Below are 15101 nucleotides of genomic sequence, written 5' to 3'. Positions count from 1 at the left end.
TGCCGGGCGCGGAGCCCGCGTCGGTGGTGGGCTGCGTCGTCGGCTCGGTGGAGGTCTCGGGTGCCACGGTGCCGCAGGCTAGCCGGACCTCCGACTCACGGCAGCGTCAGGACCTCAGCTCCGGTCTCGGTGACCAGCACCGTGTGCTCGAACTGGGCCACGCGGCCGCGGTCGCGGGTGACCACGGTCCAGCCGTCGTCCCAGACCTCCACCGCGGCGCTGCCCTCGGTGATCATGGGTTCGACGGTGAAGGTCATGCCGGTCTCGATGACGTCTGCGTGGGCGGGAGCGGCGTCGTGATGGGGGATGACCAAGCCGGAGTGGAACGCCGTGCCGATGCCGTGACCGGTGTACTCCTTCACCGAGCCGTAGCCGTGCCGGCGTGCGAACGTCTCGACCACCCTGCCGATGACGTTGACCTCCCGGCCTGGGCGCACCGCCGCTATGCCGCGGTCGGTGGCGGCGCGGGCGCGTTCCATGAGCAGCGCGCTGGCGTCGTCGAGCTCGCCGGCGCCGAACGTCACGCACGTGTCGCCGTGCACCCCGATGCCATCGAGGACGACGTACGCGGTGACGTCGATGCTGCACACATCGCCCTCGGCGAGCGGCCTGTCGTCGGGGATGCCGTGGCAGACCACCTCGTTGACGCTCGTGCAGCACGACTTGGGGAAGCCGCGATAGCCGAGCGTGGACGGGTAGGCGCCGTGGTCGAGGAGGAACTCGTGGACGACGGCGTCGATCGCGTCCGTCGTGGTGCCGGGCTGCACGTGCCGGCCGCCCGCCTGTGCCGCCTGGGCCGCGATCCGGCAGGCCGTTCGCATGCGCTCGACCACCTCCGCGGGCTGCACGTGGGAACCGCGATACGGCGCTGGACGCGGCTTGTCGACGTACTCGGGGCGATCGATGCCCGCGGGCACCGGCCGGCGGGGACTGACACGACCGGCCGTGAGGAAGGGGGCGCGCTGCGGCACGGCGGGGGAGTCTAGGTCGCGCGCTGCAGGCACCCGGAGGACGATCACGCGCATGAGCGACGGGCAGCAGTACTGGTTCAACACCAAGACCGGGCAGGTCGACGTCGGCCACCTCAAGCCCGGCGCCACCCTCATGGGCCCCTACGCCACCCGCGAGCAGGCGGAGCGGGCGCTGCAGACGGCCCGCGAGAAGTCCGAGGCGTGGGACCGCGCCGAGGAGGACTGACCCGGGGAGGCTTGTGCGGCGGCGCGTGTCGGGGGCGGCGTCTAGCGTCGTCGTCATGAGCGACGAGGAAGGCGCTTCCACGGCGCCGAGGGCCGTGCCGGGCGTGCAGGTGGTCATCGACTGCGCTGATCCCCACGCGCAGGCGGAGTTCTGGGCCGCGGCCCTGGGCTACGAGGTGGAAGACGTCGAGCCGCTGGCCCGGCGCATGCTGGAGGCCGGCTACGCCACCGACGCTGACGTCCTGGAGCGCGGGGGCGTGCTGGTCTGGCGCGACGCCGCGGCGGCCCGTGACCCCGGCGGGATGCGGCCGCGGCTGTATCTGCAGCGGGTTCCCGAGCCGAAGTCGGTGAAGAACCGGGTGCATCTCGACCTGCACGTGGGGCCGGAGCGCGTGGACGCCGAGGTGTCCCGCCTGGAGGCACTGGGGGCTGCCCGCGCGGGCGAGGGCCGGCAGGGCCCGCAGCGCTGGGTGGTCATGACCGACCCCGAGGGCAACGAGCTCTGCGTCAGCTGACACCGCCCGCCGCCCCCGGGGGGCGTGCACAGCTTCCTTGATCGTCGCGGGAGGGGACCTACTCGGGGAAGGTGTGCTCCGGGCCGGGGAAGGCGCGCGAGCGGACCTCCGCCGCGTACTCCTGCGCCGCCTCGCGCAGCGCCGTGCGCAGGTCCGCGTAGGCCTTGGCCAGCTTCGGTGAGCGCGCCGACAGGCCCGCCATGTCCAGCCACACGAGCACCTGCCCGTCGCAGCCCGCACCGGCCCCGATCCCGATGGTGGGGATGTCCAGCGCCGCGGTGACCCGCTCGGCCACCGGTCCCGGCACCACCTCCAGGACGACGGCGAACGCGCCGGCCTCCTGGAGCGCGAGCGCGTCGGCGAGCAGCGCGTCGGCGGCGGCTCCGCGGCCCTGCACGCGCGGGCCGCCCATGGCATTGACCGACTGCGGCGTGAAGCCGAGGTGCCCCATGACGGGGATGCCCGCCTCGACCAGCGCCTTGACGGATGCCGCCACCCGTCGGCCGCCCTCCAGCTTCACGCCGTGGGCGAGGCCCTCCTTGAGCATCCGCACGCCCGTCCGCAGCGCCTGTGCCGGCCCTTCCTCGTACGAGCCGAACGGCAGGTCGGCGACGACGAACGGCCGCCCACCCCGCGACGCGACTGCCCGCACGTGGGGGAGCAGGTCCTCCACGGTGACCGGGAGCGTGGTGGCGTGGCCGTGGAGGTTGTCACCGACGGAGTCGCCCACGAGCAGCACGTCGACGCCGGCCTCGGCGAAGATGTCGGCCGTTACCGCGTCGTAGGCGGTGAGCATCGTGATGGGCTGCCCGGCCGCCTTCATCTCTCGCAGGTGGTGGACCCGCACGCGCTTCGGTGCGATCAGCTCGCTCATCGGGACTGCTGCTCGCGCCAATGGGTGGTGATGGGCAGGCGCCGGTCGCGCCCGAACGCCACCGAGCTGATCTTCACGCCGGGGGCGAACTGCCGCCGCTTCCACTCCGCGCGGTCGACGAGCCCGACGACCTCGTCGACGACCTCGGCCTCGAAGCCCGCCGCGAGCAGCTCGCTGCGGCCCTGCGCGCCCACCACGTAGTGCTCCAGCATGTCGTCGAGCACCTCGTAGGGGGGCAGGGAGTCCTGGTCGGTCTGACCGGGCCGCAGCTCCGCCGAGGGCACCTTCGAGATGGAGTTCTCCGGGATCGGCGGCACCTCACCGCGGGCCTCGGCCTGCGCGTTGCGCCACCGGGCCAGCTCCCAGACGAGCATCTTCGGCACGTCCTTGAGCGGCGCGTAGCCGCCCACGGAGTCTCCGTAGAGCGTGGAGTAGCCCACGCTCAGCTCGGACTTGTTCGACGTCGCCAGCACGAGGTGGCCCTCGGAGTTGCTCAGCGCCATGAGCGTGGTGCCGCGCACGCGCGCCTGCAGGTTCTCCTCGGCCACCGGCGAGAGCTTCATCGCGTCGCTCAGGCCAGCGGTGAACGCGTCGACCATCGGTGCGATGGGGATCGTCCGGTAGTCCAGCCCGGTGCGCTCGGCGAGGTCGTCGGCGTCGGTGCGGGAGTGCTCGGAGGAGTACGACGACGGCAGCGAGATGCCCGTGACGGCCTCCGGCCCCAGCGCGTCGACGGCGATGGCCGCCACGAGCGCGGAGTCGATGCCGCCGGACAGCCCCAGCGCGACCTTCCGGAAGCCGTTCTTACGGACGTAGTCGCCCAGGCCCAGCTGGAGTGCCGCCCACACCTCGCCCACCGGGTCGAGGCGCTCGCGCTCCACCACGGCGACGGCGGGACGCTTGCTGCCCGGCGACGCCGGCCGGTCCCTGACGACGACGTGCTGCACGCCCGCGGGGAGCGCCTGCGGGTCGAGCCCGTTCTGCGGGAGGTCGAGGTCCAGCACCAGCAGGTCCTCCGCGAACTGCGCCCCGCGGGCCAGCAGCTCGCCGTCGGCGGCCACCACGAGGGAGTCGCCGTCGAAGACCAGGTCGTCCTGGCCACCGACGAGGTTGAGGAACGCCAGCGGGCACCCGGCCTCGGCGGCGCGGCGCTGCGCGAGGGCCAGGCGCGTGTCGTCCTTGTCGCGCTCCCACGGCGAGCCGTTGAGCACCAGCAGCAGCTCCGCGCCGGCCTCCCGGGCACGCTCGACGGGGCCGCCGTCCTGCCAGAGGTCCTCGCAGATGACCACCGCCACGTCCACGCCGCCGATGCGCGCGACCAGCAGGTCACGCCCCGGCACGAAGAAGCGGAACTCGTCGAAGACGCCGTAGTTCGGCAGGTGGTGCTTGGCGTACCGCGCCACGACCTGACCGCGGTGCAGCACCGCCGCGCAGTTCTGCGGCAGCCCCTTCGGCATGCCCACCACGCCCCGCTCGTCACGGCCGGACCCGGCGCGGGCCGCCGCTTCGGCGTCGAGCTGGGTTTCGGGGTCGGTGACCCGGTCGAGGTAGCCGACGACGACGGGCAGCTCACCCAGCCCGTCCGCCGCGAGATCGCGCGCAAGCTGCTGCACCGCGGTGCGCGACGCCTCGACGAACGACGTCCTCAGCGACAGGTCTTCCACCGGGTAGCCGGTCAGCACCATCTCGGGGAAGGCCACCAGGTCGGCGCCGGCGGCCGCGGCGCTCGCGGCGTGCTCCCGGACCAGGGCCGCGTTGGCGGTGAGGTCTCCGACCGTGGCGTTGACCTGGGCCAGCGCGAGGCGCAGCTGCGTCATGCGGCGAGCCTAACCAGCGTGTCTCCTCCCCTCGCGGCGCATTCGCCCGGGCGGCGGGTGTGGGTGCCGTCGCGCGGAGCTGTGCAGCGTTGGCCCCTTGGGAGTGACGGATCCGTCACTCCCAAGGGGCCAACGCTGCACAGCTCTCCGACGACGACCCCGGCCGCCCGACCGCTGAGCACCTCAGTCGGTGGACCCGCCGCCCGCGCCGCTGCGGCGCCCGACCGCTGAGCACCTCAGTCGGTGGACCCGCCGCCCGCGCCGCTGCGGCGCACGTCCACGAGGGCCACCACGAGCGCGGCCAGCATCAGCAGCACGCTCATGCCCAGGGCAGCGGAGAGGCCGTCGCGCGGGTCGCCGGCGTCGCTCACCGCGAGGAACACCGCGCTCACCACTGCCAGCCCGATCCCCGAGCCCACCCGCTGGAAGGTCTGGAACACGCCCGAGGCGCTGCCGGCGTCGCGGCCGTCGATGTTGGCCAGCGAGAGGTTGACGTTGGGCCCGATGACGATGCCGCTGCCGAACCCGGCCACGAGGAACGGCACCAGGAGCAGCAGCCCGGTCCATTCGACGCCCACGGCGGGCGCCACCAGTTCCACGACCGCGATCACCGCGAGCAGGCCGACGACGACGGCGACCAGCCCGCGCACCACCAGGTGCCGCCCCTGCGCCGCCACCCGGCGGCCGGCCCAGGGCGCGGCCACCGCGGAGGCCAGAGCGAAGGGCGTCTGCGTGAGGCCCGCCTCGAGGGCGGAGTAGCGCAGCGCGTCCTGCAGGTACAGCGTGACCGTGAAGAAGATCGCGATGAACCCGCCGAAGTACAGCGAGCCCAGCAGCACGCCGGGCCCGAAGCCCGGCGCCTTGAGCAGCCCCGGGCGCGCCAATGGCAGGTGACCGGCGGCGGCGTACCGGCGCTCCCACTGCACGAACGCCCAGCCGCTGGCCGCGGCCACGCCGAGCGCCACCACCACGAGTAGCGGGCCGAGCACCTCCCGCTCCTGCACCGCGCCCAGCACCAGGCCGACGGCGACGGCAAGCAGCACCGTGCCCACCCAGTCGAGCCGGGCGCGCTCGGCGCTGGCCCGGTCGGAGATGAGCTTCAGGCCCAGCACGAAGGCCACCGCCGCCACCGGCAGGTTGACGAGGAAGACCAGCCGCCAGGACTCCTCCCACGGCACCAGCGTGATGATCACGCCACCGAGCAGCGGGCCGACCGCCGTCGACAGTCCCACCGTCGCCCCGAACCTGCCGAAGGCGCGACCGCGTTCGGCGCCGCGGAACTCCGAGTTGATGATCGCCGTGATCTGGGGGTTGAGCACGCCCGCGCCGAGGCCCTGCGCGATGCGAGCGGCGATGAGCGCCTCGGGGTTCGGCGCGAGGCCGCAGGCGAGGGAGCCGAGGGCGAACAGCACCAGGCCCACGAGGAAGATCTTCTTGCGGCCGAAGGAGTCACCCAGGCGCCCGGCGGGCACCAGCGCCAGTCCGAAGACGACGGCGTAGCCGGTGACCACCCACTGCAGCTGGCTGCCGGAGGCGCCGAGACCGGAGCTGATCGACGGCAGCGCGACGTTGACGATGCTGACGTCGAGCAAGGTCATGAAGCCGGTGACCAGGCACACCCAGAGCACGCGCCAGCGGTTCGGGTCGACCCCGGCGTCGCCGCTGTGGTGCGAAGGTGAGACGGCGTGGGAGTCGGTAGCCACGACGCACCATCCTGAGCGCGCGGAGCGTTGCGCGCGCGTTCGGCATGATGCGTCCATGGACAGGCAACAGGAGTTCGTGCTCCGCTCGGTGGAGGAGCGCGACATCCGGTTCATCCGGCTCTGGTTCACCGACGTCAACGGCGCGCTCAAGTCGGTGGCCGTGGCGCCCGCGGAGCTGGAGGGTGCCTTCGCGGAGGGCATCGGCTTCGACGGGAGCGCCATCGAGGGCCTCACCCGGGTGTCCGAGGCAGACATGCTCATGCGGCCCGACCCGGCCACGTACCAGGTGCTGCCGTGGCGCACCGACTCCGTCTCGGGCCAGGGCACCGCGAGGATGTTCTGCGACATCCTCACCCCGGAGGGCACGCCCGCTGCCTCCGACTCCCGTCAGGTGCTCAAGCGGGTGCTGGCGAAGGCCGCCGACGCCGGATTCACCTTCTACACGCACCCCGAGATCGAGTTCTACCTGCTGCAGGACGATGCCCGCCACACCGGCGTCCCGGTGCCGATCGACTCCGGCGGCTTCTTCGACCACGTGGCCCGCGGCGAGGGGCAGGACTTCCGCCGCCAGGCGATCTCCATGCTGGAGGCGATGGGCATCTCCGTGGAGTTCAGCCACCACGAGGCCGGCCCCGGGCAGAACGAGATCGACCTGCGCTACGCCGACGCCCTCTCGACGGCCGACAACATCATGACCTTCCGCACGGTGATCAAGGAGGTCGCGATCCAGCAGGGCGTCTACGCGACCTTCATGCCCAAGCCCATCGCCGGTCAGCCCGGCTCGGGCATGCACACGCACATGTCGCTGTTCGAGGGTGACCGCAACGCCTTCCACGACCCGGGCGGCCAGTACGGGCTCTCCAAGACCGGGCGCGCGTTCATCGCGGGTCTGCTGCGCCACGCGCACGAGGTCACCGCCGTCACCAACCAGTACGTCAACTCCTACAAGCGCCTGTGGGGCGGTGACGAGGCGCCGTCGTACGTCTGCTGGGGCCACAACAACCGCTCCGCCCTGGTGCGCGTGCCGATGTACAAGCCGCGCAAGGCGGGTGCCGCGCGCGTGGAGTACCGGGCGCTGGACTCGGCCGCCAACCCCTACCTGTCGTTCGCGCTGCTGCTGGCGGCCGGCCTCAAGGGCGTCGAGGAGGGCTACGAGCTGCCCGAGCCCACCGACGAGGACGTGACGAAGATGACCGACGCCGAGCGCCGCGTCATGGGCATCACGCCCCTGCCCTCCAGCCTCGACCGGGCGCTGACGGTGCTGGAGAACTCCGAGCTCGTGGCGGACACCCTCGGCGAGCACGTCGTCGACTACCTCCTGCGCGACAAGCGTGACGAGTGGAGCCAGTACCGCGCGCAGGTCACGCCGTACGAGCTGCGACGGCACCTGCCCGTCCTGTGAGCAACGCCGTGGGGGTCGGCGCTCGTGAGGAGACCGCGGTGGAGATCGAACGGGAGACGGTCGTGCTCGTCGTCGAGCACGAGGTGGGGTGCCCGCTGGGGCGGCTGGAGCCACTTCTGGCGGAGGCCAGGCTCGACATCCGCCGTCCCTGGGCGGGCGATCCGCTGCCCAGCGGGCGCGACGCGCTGGACGGCGTCGACGCGCTCGTCGTCCTCGGCGGTGAGATGGCCGCCTGGGACGACGACGTCGCGCCGTGGCTGCCGGCCACCCGTGCGCTGCTCGCGCGCGCGGCGTCCGGCGGGGTGCCGGCGCTGGGGCTGTGCCTGGGGGCCCAGCTGCTCGCGCTGGCCACCGGCGGGCGCGTCGAGCGTGGCGCGGTCGGGCCCGAAGCGGGGCTGCTGCCGGTGCGCGCCAGCGCCGCAGGCCGCTCCGACGCGCTGGTGGGCGCCGTCGTCGCCTCCCTCGGGCAGGAGTGGACGGCGGCGCAGTCGCACGGTGACGCCATCACCGCGCTGCCCGCCGACGCCGAGCTGCTGGCCTCCAGCGACCTCTACCCGGTGCAGGCCCTGCGCGTGGGGGAGCGGGCCTGGGGCGTGCAGTACCACCCGGAGGTGGTCCCGGCCGACCTGCTGCGGTGGCTGCGGGACGGGCACACCGAGCAGCTCGCCGCCCGCGGCAGCACCCTGGAGGCCGAGAGGGTGGCCGTGGCGGACGCCGAGCCCTCGTTGGCGGAGCTGGCGTCGGTGCACGCGCGGGTGCTGCTGGAGCAGACCCGCCGCCAGACGACTATCGGGGGAGGGCGGCGGCGATGAGCCCGACCACCGGCTCGGGCAACACCCGCAGCGCCACCGCCACGCAAGACCCGGGCGCCCGCCTCGACAGCGCCGCGGCGCAGCTCCTGCGCACCGGTTTCACCGGCGGGCGCAGCGCGGTCAAGCTCCTGTCCGACCGTGCCCTCGCACCGCTGGCCCGGCGCGCCGGCGACCTGGACGAGATCATCACGGCGCTCGGTGCCACGGCCGACCCCGACCGTGCCCTGCTGGCCCTCGTGCGGCTGCTGGAGCGCACGCAGGACCGTGAGCTGCTCGCCGTCCTCGCCGAGCCCTCGCCCGTGCGCGCCCGGCTGCTCGCCGTGCTCGGTGGCTCGGTGGTGCTCGGAGAGCACCTCGTGCGTCACCCCGAACACTGGCGCGCGGTGCGCACCGACCCGCTGGTGCCCCCGGTCGACGACGACGTCGACGGCATCGGGGACGACGACGACGCCGACCGCGCCGGCGACCGGGCCGCCGTCCGCGCGCTGCTGCTGCGGGCCGTGGGCGCCGACCCGGCCGCCGCCGTCCCCGTCGCGACCGTGTCCGGTGACGTCGGCCGCGACGCGCTGCGCGTCGCCTACCGGCAGCGGCTGCTCGCGATCGCCGCAGCCGACCTCGCGAGCAGCGCGCCGCTGCTCGCCGTCGACGCGGTCACCCGGTCCCTGTCGGACCTCGCCGACGCGGCGCTGGAGACGGCGCTCGCGCTGGCCCGCGCCGTCGTCGACGGGTCGCTGGGGTGCCGGTTCGCCGTCATCGCCATGGGCAAGTGCGGGGCGCGGGAGCTGAACTACGTCAGCGACGTCGACGTCGTGTACGTGGTGGCCCCCAACCTCGACGTGCCGGGCGCCGACGAGGCCACCGCCATCGCCGTCGGCACCAAGCTCGCCAGCGAGCTGGCGCTGGCGTGCTCGGCCACCACCGCCGAGGGCGTGCTGTGGCCGGTGGACCCGAACCTGCGCCCGGAGGGGCGCGACGGTCCGCTCGTGCGCACCCTGGAGAGCCACCTGCAGTACTACCGCCGGTGGGCGAAGACGTGGGAGTTCCAGGCGCTGCTCAAGGCCCGCCCGGCCGCCGGAGACCACGGCCTGGGGATCGCGTACGCCGCGGCCACGGCCGACCTCGTGTGGCGCGCCGCCGACCGCCCCGACCTCGTGCCGGGTGCCCAGGCGATGCGCCGGCGGGTGGAGGAGCACGTGCCCGCGCGCGAGCGCGACCGCCAGCTCAAGCTCGGCCGCGGTGGTCTGCGCGACGTCGAGTTCAGCGTGCAGCTGCTGCAGCTCGTGCACGGACGCACCGACCCGGCGCTGCGAACCTCCAACACGCTCGACGCGCTGCAGCGACTGGCCGCGTACGGGTACGTCGGGCGCCACGACGCTGCCGAGCTCGACCACGACTACCGCTTCCTGCGGGTCCTCGAGCACCGGCTGCAGCTCAAGGCCGTGCAGCGCACGCACCTGCTGCCCACCGCCGAGGCCGACCTGCGCCGCCTCGGCCGCGCCGCGGGCATCCCCGGCGGGGTGGAGGGGCTGCAGCGGGAGCTCGCGGTGGTGCGCCGCCGCGTGCGACGGCTGCACGAGGCGCTGTTCTACCGGCCGCTGCTCGCCGCCGTCGCCGCGCTCAAGCCCGACGAGGTGCGCCTCTCGCCCGCGGCGGCACAGGCGCGGCTGGGTGCGCTCGGTTACCGCGACCCGGCGGGCGCGCTGCGCCACATCGCCGCGCTGAGCTCGGGCGTGAGCCGCCGCGCGGCGATCCAGCGGCAGCTCCTGCCCGTGATGCTGGGGTGGTTCGCCGAAGGCGCCGGACCCGACGAGGGGCTGCTGAGCTTCCGGCGGATCAGCGAGAAGCTCGGCGGCTCGCACTGGTACCTCAAGATGCTGCGCGACGAAGGCGCGGCGGCGCAGCGGGTGGCCGTGGCGACGTCGTCGTCACGGCTCGTGGCCGACGGGCTGGAACGCGACGGCGAAGCCGTGCGCTGGCTCGGGGACGACACCGAGCTCGCCCCGCGCTCGCGGTCCGCGCTGCGCGCGGAGGTCACACGTGCCACCGCCCGCCAGGACGACCTCGCCGACGCCGCCGCCCTCGTGCGCCGCCTGCGCGGCCGGGAGATGCTGCGGACCGCGCTGGCCGACGTGCTGGGGCTTGTCGACGCGCCCACCGTGCGGGAGGCGCTGAGCACCTCCACGGGTGCCGTGCTCGACGCGGCGCTGGAGGTGGCCTGGCGGGCGCCGACGGTGATGGCAGCCGGAGGCGGGGAGCGGCTGACGCGGTTCGCCGTCGTCGGCATGGGCCGCCTCGGTGGGGCGGAGATGGGGTACGGGTCGGACGCCGACGTCGTCTTCGTCCACGACCCGCTGCCCGGCGTGCGCGGCGCCGACGCGCAGGACCAGGCCCTGGCGCTGGCGTCGGAGCTGACGCGCATCCTCACGGCGCCCGGCCCGGAGCCGGCGCTGGAGGTCGACGCGCGGTTGCGGCCCGAGGGCCGCAACGGGCCGCTGGCCCGTTCGCTGGGCTCCTGCCGGGAGTACTACCGACGCTGGTCGGAGCCGTGGGAGGCGCAGGCGCTGCTGCGGGCCGTGCCGACCGCCGGTGACCTGGCCGTGGGGCGCGCGTTCTGCTCCCTGGTCGACCCGCTGCGCCACCCCGACGGCGGTGCCGACGAGGCGGTGCTGCGTGAGGTGCGTCGCGTCAAGGCGCGCGTGGAGGGCGAGCGGCTGCCGCGCGGCATCGACCCACGCCGCCACCTCAAGCTCGGACCGGGCGGGCTGGCCGACGTCGAATGGACCGCGCAGCTGCTGCAGCTGCGGCACTCCGGAGAGCTGCCCTCGCTGCGGACGCCTTCGACGACCGGTGCGCTGCGCGCCGCGGCGGAGGCCGGGCTGGTGGACGCCGGCGACGTCGACGTGCTCGTGGGGGCGTGGGAGTTCGCCTCGCGACTGCGCGACGCGCTGGTGCTGCACAGCGGACGGCCGACCGACGTGCTGCCGCGCGAGGCGCGCGACCTCGACGCCGCGGCGCGGCTCATGGGGTACCCGGTGGGGTCGGCCACCGCCGTCGAGGACGACCTGCGCCGCTGGGGCCGCCGTGCCCGCACGGTGGTGGAGCGCGTCTTCTACGGCTGACTTCCTGCCCCTGCCCCACCCTTTCCGCACTTTCCGCGGCAAGTGCGGAACCCGCGCCGCCGTTGGCGCACTTTCCGCGGCAAGTGCGGAATACGGGGAGGGAGGGTGGGCGTCGGAGTGCGGCCATCCGGTCGCCGGGGCAGGCTCGGGCGCGTGGACCTGCAGAACGCTCGGGTGCTGGTGACGGGTGCGACGGGAGGGCTCGGACGGCCGACCGTCGCCCGCCTCGCGGCGGCGGGCGCGCGCCTGGCGCTCACAGCCCGTGACGAGGCTCGCCTGGCGGAGCTGGCCGGTTCTCTGGGGAATGAACCGCCGCTCGTCGTCCCCGCCGATCTCACCCTCCCCGACCAGCCGCAGGCCGTGGTGGACGCGGCGGTGGAACACCTCGGCGCGCTCGATGTCGTCGTCCACCTGGCGGGCGCGTCGGGCTTCGCCTCCGTGGGAACCGAGGACGACGACGCCCTCGACGAGCTCCTCCTCATCGACTACCTGGCCCCGGTGCGCCTGCTGCGCGCGGCCCTACCGGCGCTGCGCGAGACCAAGGGAACCGCGCTGGTGGTGACCGCGGTGCTCGCTGAGGGGCCGGTGGCAGGCATGGCCGCGTACGGCGCGGCGAAGGCGGCGCTTTCCAGCTACGTCGGCGCGGCCGCCAAGGAGCTGCGGCGCTCCGGCGTACGCGTGGTCGACGCCCGCCCGCCGCACACCGAGACGGGCCTCGCCGACAGGCCGCTGACCGGCACCGCGCCGAAGCTCCCGCACGGGAAGCACCCGGACGACGTCGCCGCGCGTCTCGTGCAGGCCCTCGTCGACGACGAGCGCGAGGTCCCCTCGACCGCCTTCTGACCCGCCCCTCCGCGACGATCAAGGAAGTTCTGCACGCCCGGTGGACGAAGTCCGCTGCGCGGGCTGGAGGACGACGACGGCCATCACGTCCCCGACGCAGACGGAGGACGTCCGTCACGTCGGCCGAACGCAGCGAGGGCTTCGACATCGCTCGCGGGTGCCCGGACTGCATCGTCGAGCCAAGCCCGCGCGCCGGGGAAGGTGCTCGACGCGGCCGTGCGCTCGACGAGCTCCGTCGCGTCGATGAGGGTCCGGTGCAGTGCTACGGCGCCACGGTCGAGCGTGGCCCAGTGAGCGCCGGGGCGGCCGTAGGGCAGGCCCACGCTGCCGGGGTTTACCACCAGCCGACCGTTGACGAGCCGAACGAAAGGCATGTGCGTGTGACCGCAGACGACGGTCTGGACGGTGTCGGGCAGACCGCCGTAGACCTCTGCCCAACGCTCCGCCCGGCTGTCGACGAGGACCACTTCCTCGTCGCTGCGGGGCGTGGCGTGGGAGAAGAAGACCTCGCCAAAGCCGTCGACCTCAAGGGTCACACTGTCCGGCATCGCCTCGATGAGTGCCTGGTGAGCGGGCGTGAGCTGGGCCGCTCCCCACACCGAGAGCCAGGCGACGGCGGCGTGCAGACCTTCCTTGATCGTCGCGGAGGGGGGGGTCAGCAGCCGCAGTTCTTCAGCGTCGGGTCGAGCGGGGCGTGCTCGGCGATGACGCGGCCTTCGCCGTCGTACCAGGTGAACAGCTCCACGCCGTCGACGACGCCCTCGCTGACCAGCCGCACCTCGTCGCTCGTGCTCATCGGTCCATCCTCGGTCGGAAAGTGCTTTGGAGGTCCATGATCACGGAGGGGAGGTGGGATTACTGGCCCAGGGAGCGGGCCAGGGCCTCCAGCGGCGGCGGCACCACACGACGCGCCCGCAGGGCGCGCGGGGCGTCGCGTAGCGCCGGCAGCAGTGCCGCCCGCTCCGGCCCGCCCGCCCGCCACGCCCGCGAGACGCGCGCAGCCACCACCGGCCACGGCCGCCGCATGAGGGCCGTGAGCAGCGCCGAGCGCGTGATGCGGGTGCGGCGGCGCTCGTAGGTGTCGCGCGAGGCCGAGACCTTCGGGTGGTGGTGCACCGTCAACTCCGGCACGTAGGCGCTGCCCCACCCGTCCCGCGCGAGGTCCAACGCGACCCGCTCTTCCTCACCGGGGAACACGACGACGTCGTCGAACCCACCCACCGCGAGGAACGCCGACCGCCGCACCACCGCGGCGCACGCGATGAAGCCCAACGTCGACGGCCCGGGCAGGTCCGGCTCGACGCCCAGCGGCGCGGCGGCCAGGACGTCGTTGAAGGGGTCGGGTCGTTCTGCCTCACCCACGAGGATCCGCGCGGTGAGCAGCGCCGCCCGCGGGTGCGCGTCGAGCAGCTCCACGGCGCGCTGCAGCGAGCCGGGTGCCCACCAGGAGTCGTCGTCGGCGAAGGCCACATACCGCGTGGACGCGCGCTCCACCCCGAGGGTGCGCGCCGCCGCCCCGCGGTTGGCCGGCAGCGGCACCACCTCGACCTCCGGCAGCGCCTCCCGCACGGCCGCCACCGTGCCGTCGCGGCTGCCGTTGTCCACCAGCAGCACGCGCACGCCCTGCTCGAGGTGGCGCGGCAGGGATGCCAGCAGCTCTTCCCGGCGGTCCATGCTCGCGACGACGACGGTCACGGCCTCCTGCCAGGCAGTCGGCGTCGTCTGAGTCGGGGCACTCATCCGACGTACCTCCGCGCCGTCGAGCGGGTCTGGGCGTCTTCCAGGGCCAGGAAGCGCGCCTCGGCGTGCGGCGGCAGCGGCCGGCGCTCGCGCAGCACCCACGGCAGGCCGCGCAGCGCGTCACCCACGGCCAGCGCCGTCGTCCGGTCCTTGGGGACCTGCCGCGCCAGCACCCACAGCCGCCGCAGCGCCGCAGGCCAGGGGCGGCGCAGCAGGGTGAACCAGACGGTGTTGCGGATGCCGTGGCGGCGGCGCAGGGAGGAGTCCCGCAGCGTCGAGGCGTGGTGGTGCACCACCAGGTCGGGCAGGTAGCACAGCTCCCAGCCGGCGGCGGCGAGGTCGGCCGCGCACAGCTCCTCCTCCCCGCCGAGCCACAGCCGCGCGGAGAAGCCCCCGACCTGCTGGAACGCGGAGACTCTCACCACCGACGCCCCCGCGAGGAAGCTCCCCAGCGCCGGGCCCGGCAGCCCCAGCCGCGCACCGACCACGGGCGAGTCACGCAGCTCCGCGACGATCGGGTCTTCCACGCCGCGCGGCTCCACGACGATCCGCGCCGTCAGCACGGCGACGTCGGGATGCGCGTCCAGCACGTCCGCGGCGCGGGCGAGGCTGCCGGGCTCCCACCAGGTGTCGTCGTCGCAGAACGCCGCGTACCGCAGGCCCAGCTCCGCCAGGCGCGCCACCCCGACGTTGCGCCCCACCGCGCCCGCATTGTGAGCCAGCGCCACCACCTCCAGCCGCCCGGAGGTCACAGCGGCGGGGTGGGCCCGGCGCAGCGCGCCGGCCGTGCCGTCCGTGGAGCCGTTGTCGACGACGACGACGCGGGGCCGCTCCGGCAGCGCCAGCAGCCGCGCGACCGCGGCCAGCGCCTCCTCGCGGCGCTGCCACGTGATGACCACGACGCCGGTGCGCGGGTCGAGGCGCGCGTCGTCGTCGTCCTGATCGGTGGGGGAGGGGTGCGTCTCTGCCCGGGAGGGGGCGGTGCTGGACATCCCCGCCGATCCTGCCCTCGCCGGGCTCGGTTCGCGCGCTCAGCGGGAGTGGGGTCAACTGGCGTGCGGTGGCGCCGTCCCGGTCGAG

14 protein-coding genes are annotated in these 15101 nt (G+C 74.3%); 6 read left to right on the top strand and 8 right to left on the bottom strand.

Features of this window, described 5'->3' with window-relative positions:
• Positions 1-95: 95 nt before the first annotated feature.
• Positions 96-1004 carry a type I methionyl aminopeptidase gene (gene map, locus BXY45_RS09690; protein ID WP_245961728.1) on the bottom strand — a complete coding sequence of 303 codons (909 nt, stop codon included), beginning with the start codon at positions 1002-1004 and terminating at the stop codon, positions 96-98.
• 19 nt (positions 1005-1023) lie between these two features.
• Here map and BXY45_RS22880 point away from each other — a divergent pair, with 19 nt between their 5' ends.
• Complete coding sequence (locus BXY45_RS22880) at positions 1024-1197, top strand: SPOR domain-containing protein (protein ID WP_119700374.1); 174 nt, start codon at positions 1024-1026, stop codon at positions 1195-1197.
• A gap of 55 nt (positions 1198-1252) precedes the next feature.
• Entirely contained in the window at positions 1253-1711 is a 459-nt protein-coding gene (locus BXY45_RS09685; RefSeq protein WP_109774181.1) for a VOC family protein, read from the top strand.
• Between the two features lie 58 nt (positions 1712-1769).
• Here BXY45_RS09685 and panB read toward each other — a convergent pair whose 3' ends face one another.
• The 3 genes from panB to BXY45_RS09670 all read right to left on the bottom strand — a co-directional run bounded on the left by panB (position 1770) and on the right by BXY45_RS09670 (position 6105).
• The gene (gene panB, locus BXY45_RS09680; RefSeq protein ID WP_109774121.1) at positions 1770-2585 is read right to left on the bottom strand and encodes a 3-methyl-2-oxobutanoate hydroxymethyltransferase; all 816 of its coding nucleotides are present in this window, start codon (positions 2583-2585) and stop codon (positions 1770-1772) included.
• Positions 2582-4402: an NAD+ synthase gene (locus BXY45_RS09675; RefSeq protein ID WP_109774120.1), complete on the bottom strand. Its 1821-nt coding sequence runs from the start codon at positions 4400-4402 to the stop codon at positions 2582-2584. The genes panB and BXY45_RS09675 overlap by 4 nt, the downstream gene beginning before the upstream one ends.
• Before the next feature lie 236 nt (positions 4403-4638).
• Positions 4639-6105, bottom strand: coding sequence for an MFS transporter (locus BXY45_RS09670; protein ID WP_211319412.1), 1467 nt, complete (start codon positions 6103-6105; stop codon positions 4639-4641).
• 55 nt (positions 6106-6160) lie between these two features.
• Here BXY45_RS09670 and glnA point away from each other — a divergent pair, with 55 nt between their 5' ends.
• The 4 genes from glnA (at position 6161) to BXY45_RS09650 (ending at position 12281) form a co-directional block, all read left to right on the top strand.
• Positions 6161-7507: a type I glutamate--ammonia ligase gene (gene glnA / locus BXY45_RS09665; RefSeq protein ID WP_109774118.1), complete on the top strand. Its 1347-nt coding sequence runs from the start codon at positions 6161-6163 to the stop codon at positions 7505-7507.
• A gap of 38 nt (positions 7508-7545) precedes the next feature.
• Positions 7546-8319, top strand: coding sequence for a type 1 glutamine amidotransferase (locus BXY45_RS23805; protein ID WP_211319411.1), 774 nt, complete (start codon positions 7546-7548; stop codon positions 8317-8319).
• Positions 8316-11438, top strand: coding sequence for a bifunctional [glutamine synthetase] adenylyltransferase/[glutamine synthetase]-adenylyl-L-tyrosine phosphorylase (locus BXY45_RS09655; protein WP_109774117.1), 3123 nt, complete (start codon positions 8316-8318; stop codon positions 11436-11438). Before BXY45_RS23805 ends, BXY45_RS09655 begins: the two co-directional genes overlap by 4 nt.
• Positions 11439-11591: 153 nt before the next feature.
• A complete protein-coding gene (locus tag BXY45_RS09650) occupies positions 11592-12281 on the top strand; it encodes an SDR family NAD(P)-dependent oxidoreductase (RefSeq protein ID WP_245961727.1) in 690 nt (229 codons plus the stop codon).
• Positions 12282-12364: 83 nt separating this feature from the next.
• Here BXY45_RS09650 and BXY45_RS09645 read toward each other — a convergent pair whose 3' ends face one another.
• The 4 genes from BXY45_RS09645 to BXY45_RS09635 are packed head-to-tail and all read right to left on the bottom strand — an operon-like array spanning position 12365 to position 15013.
• Complete coding sequence (locus BXY45_RS09645; RefSeq protein WP_281270574.1) at positions 12365-12880, bottom strand: metallophosphoesterase family protein; 516 nt, start codon at positions 12878-12880, stop codon at positions 12365-12367.
• Positions 12881-12936: 56 nt separating this feature from the next.
• Complete coding sequence (locus BXY45_RS23205) at positions 12937-13077, bottom strand: hypothetical protein (RefSeq protein WP_170131421.1); 141 nt, start codon at positions 13075-13077, stop codon at positions 12937-12939.
• Positions 13078-13136: 59 nt separating this feature from the next.
• Positions 13137-14021 carry a glycosyltransferase family 2 protein gene (locus tag BXY45_RS09640; protein WP_109774116.1) on the bottom strand — a complete coding sequence of 295 codons (885 nt, stop codon included), beginning with the start codon at positions 14019-14021 and terminating at the stop codon, positions 13137-13139.
• Complete coding sequence (locus tag BXY45_RS09635; protein ID WP_109774115.1) at positions 14018-15013, bottom strand: glycosyltransferase family 2 protein; 996 nt, start codon at positions 15011-15013, stop codon at positions 14018-14020. Before BXY45_RS09635 ends, BXY45_RS09640 begins: the two co-directional genes overlap by 4 nt.
• Between the last annotated feature and the right edge of the window lie 88 nt (positions 15014-15101).

It is taken from the genome of Quadrisphaera granulorum (genome assembly GCF_003149145.1).
Lineage (GTDB): Bacteria > Actinomycetota > Actinomycetes > Actinomycetales > Quadrisphaeraceae > Quadrisphaera > Quadrisphaera granulorum.
The sequence above is the reverse complement of the archived record's forward strand: the minus strand, read 5'-3'. Positions and strand labels throughout refer to the sequence as shown.

Excerpts from the sequence above, each read along its gene's own strand:
- glnA (WP_109774118.1), top strand. The coding sequence starts at position 6,161 with ATGGACAGGCAACAGGAGTTCGTGCTCCGCTCGGTGGAGGAGCGCGAC.
- BXY45_RS09640 (WP_109774116.1), bottom strand. The coding sequence starts at position 14,021 with ATGAGTGCCCCGACTCAGACGACGCCGACTGCCTGGCAGGAGGCCGTG.
- BXY45_RS09635 (WP_109774115.1), bottom strand. The coding sequence starts at position 15,013 with ATGTCCAGCACCGCCCCCTCCCGGGCAGAGACGCACCCCTCCCCCACC.
- BXY45_RS09655 (WP_109774117.1), top strand. The coding sequence starts at position 8,316 with ATGAGCCCGACCACCGGCTCGGGCAACACCCGCAGCGCCACCGCCACG.
- panB (WP_109774121.1), bottom strand. The coding sequence starts at position 2,585 with ATGAGCGAGCTGATCGCACCGAAGCGCGTGCGGGTCCACCACCTGCGA.
- BXY45_RS09675 (WP_109774120.1), bottom strand. The coding sequence starts at position 4,402 with ATGACGCAGCTGCGCCTCGCGCTGGCCCAGGTCAACGCCACGGTCGGA.
- BXY45_RS09685 (WP_109774181.1), top strand. The coding sequence starts at position 1,253 with ATGAGCGACGAGGAAGGCGCTTCCACGGCGCCGAGGGCCGTGCCGGGC.
- BXY45_RS22880 (WP_119700374.1), top strand. The coding sequence starts at position 1,024 with ATGAGCGACGGGCAGCAGTACTGGTTCAACACCAAGACCGGGCAGGTC.
- BXY45_RS23205 (WP_170131421.1), bottom strand. The coding sequence starts at position 13,077 with ATGAGCACGAGCGACGAGGTGCGGCTGGTCAGCGAGGGCGTCGTCGAC.